The organism is Aerococcus sp. UMB7834 (genome assembly GCF_030215145.1).
Taxonomy (GTDB): domain Bacteria; phylum Bacillota; class Bacilli; order Lactobacillales; family Aerococcaceae; genus Aerococcus.
Genome location: NZ_JASOLI010000019.1, coordinates 1 through 2836, shown reverse-complemented (window position 1 = coordinate 2836; position 2836 = coordinate 1). Strand labels below are relative to the sequence as shown.

Genomic DNA, 2836 nt, shown 5'->3' with positions numbered 1-2836 from the left:
GTCCATCCCGGTCCTCTCGTACTAAGGACAGCTCCTCTCAAATTTCCAACGCCCGCGACGGATAGGGACCGAACTGTCTCACGACGTTCTGAACCCAGCTCGCGTACCGCTTTAATGGGCGAACAGCCCAACCCTTGGGACCGACTTCAGCCCCAGGATGCGATGAGCCGACATCGAGGTGCCAAACCTCCCCGTCGATGTGAACTCTTGGGGGAGATAAGCCTGTTATCCCCAGGGTAGCTTTTATCCGTTGAGCGATGGCCCTTCCATGCGGAACCACCGGATCACTAAGCCCGACTTTCGTCCCTGCTCGACTTGTAGGTCTCGCAGTCAAGCTCCCTTCTGCCTTTACACTCTGCGAATGATTTCCAACCATTCTGAGGGAACCTTTGGGCGCCTCCGTTACACTTTAGGAGGCGACCGCCCCAGTCAAACTGCCCGACTGACACTGTCTCCCGACCAGATCTATGGTCGCGGGTTAGAGTGGTCATGTCACAAGGGTAGTATCCCACTTATGCCTCCACCGAGACTAGCGTCCCGGTTTCAATGGCTCCTACCTATCCTGTACATGTCACACAAACACTCAATATCAACCTGCAGTGAAGCTCCATGGGGTCTTTCCGTCCTGTCGCGGGTAACCAGCATCTTCACTGGTACTACAATTTCACCGAGTCTCTCGTTGAGACAGTGCCCAAATCGTTGCGCCTTTCGTGCGGGTCAGAACTTACCTGACAAGGAATTTCGCTACCTTAGGACCGTTATAGTTACGGCCGCCGTTTACTGGGGCTTCAATTCAGAGCTTCGCATACGCTAACCCTTCCTCTTAACCTTCCAGCACCGGGCAGGCGTCAGCCTCTATACGTCATCTTTCGATTTGGCAGAGACCTATGTTTTTGATAAACAGTCGCTTGGGCCTATTCACTGCGGCTGGCCTTGCGGCCAGCACCCCTTCTCCCGAAGTTACGGGGTCATTTTGCCGAGTTCCTTAACGAGAGTTCGCTCGCTCACCTTAGGATTCTCTCCTCAACTACCTGTGTCGGTTTGCGGTACGGGTTGTCTGATTCTCACTAGAAACTTTTCTTGACAGTGTGACATCAGCAGCTTCGGTACTAAACTTCCCTCCCCGTCACAACTCATCCTTAGGATGTTAAGCCTTTTACTCAACATCAGACTTGTTGCTTGGACGCGTTTTTCCATCTCCGCGCTCTGCTTAGCCTCCTGTGTCCTTCCATTGCTCAAACAAATCAGACAAGTACAGGAATCTCAACCTGTTGGCCATCGCCTACACCTTTCGGTCTCGGCTTAGGTCCCGACTAACCCTGGGAGGACGAGCCTTCCCCAGGAAACCTTAGTTATTCGGTGGACGGGATTCTCACCCGTCTTTCGCTACTCATACCGGCATTCTCACTTCTAAGCACTCCACATGTCCTCACGATCATGCTTCGCCGTCCTTAGAACGCTCTCCTACCATGTCCTTAGACATCCACAGCTTCGGTGTTCAGTTTAGCCCCGGTACATTTTCGGCGCAGGGTCACTCGACTAGTGAGCTATTACGCACTCTTTGAATGATGGCTGCTTCTAAGCCAACATCCTAGTTGTCTGTGCAACCCCACATCCTTTTCCACTTAACTGAAACTTTGGGACCTTAGCTGGTGGTCTGGGCTGTTTCCCTTTCCACTACGGATCTTATCACTCGCAGTGTGACTCCCGGATTAAAATATTTGGCATTCGGAGTTTATCAGTTTTCGGTAATCCTTGTTGGACCCCTAGAACAAACAGTGCTCTACCTCCAATATTCATCATCCGAGGCTAGCCCTAAAGCTATTTCGGAGAGAACCAGCTATCTCCAGGTTCGATTGGAATTTCACCGCTACCCACACCTCATCCCCGCCTTTTTCAACAGACGTGGGTTCGGCCCTCCAGTGCGTTTTACCGCACCTTCAGCCTGGACATGGGTAGATCACCTGGTTTCGGGTCTACGACAACATACTCAACGCCCACTTCAGACTCGCTTTCGCTGTGGCTCCGACTCTTCGTCTTAACCTTGCATGCTATCGTAACTCGCCGGTCCGTTCTACAAAAAGTACGCCATCACCCATTAACGGGCTCTGACTGCTTGTAGGCATACGGTTTCAGGTACTCTTTCACTCCCCTCCCGGGGTGCTTTTCACCTTTCCCTCACGGTACTGGTTCACTATCGGTCACTAGGTAGTATTTAGCCTTGCCGGATGGTCCCGGCGGATTCCGACGGAATTTCACGTGGTCCGTCGTACTCAGGATACTGGTAATGTTAGTTGGGTTTTCGTCTACAGGATTCTCACCTTCTCTGATTGGCCTTCCCATGCCATTCGACTAACCCGCCTAAATCATAGGTCCCAGTCCTACAACCCCAAAGAGCAAGCTCTTTGGTTTGGGCTCTTTCCGTTTCGCTCGCCGCTACTCAGGAAATCGATTTTTCTTTCTCTTCCTACAGGTACTGAGATGTTTCAGTTCCCTGCGTCTACCTCTAACAAGCTATGTATTCACTTGAAAGTCATCATCGATCAAGATGATGGGGTTCCCCCATTCGGAAATCTCCGGATCAAAGCTTACTTACAGCTCTCCGAAGCATATCGGTGTTCGTCCCGTCCTTCATCGGCTCCTAGTGCCAAGGCATTCACCGTACGCCCTTATTCACTTAACCGTTGGTTAAGCTGTATGATGTGCGAAAAGTTTAATTAAACTCTTTCGGTTTTTTACTCTTGGTAAAATTGGTTTATATCCTTAACTGCTTCCTGGTGGTCACAGTTAAAAATATGGTTATTACTTGCAGTATTCAGTTTTCAAAGAACAAGTT

At 50.6% G+C, this 2836-nt stretch carries 1 rRNA gene; it reads right to left on the bottom strand.

The annotated features are described in order from the left end of the window. A 23S ribosomal RNA gene (locus tag QP339_RS09595) occupies positions 1-2683 on the bottom strand; the annotation flags it as partial. Between the last annotated feature and the right edge of the window lie 153 nt (positions 2684-2836).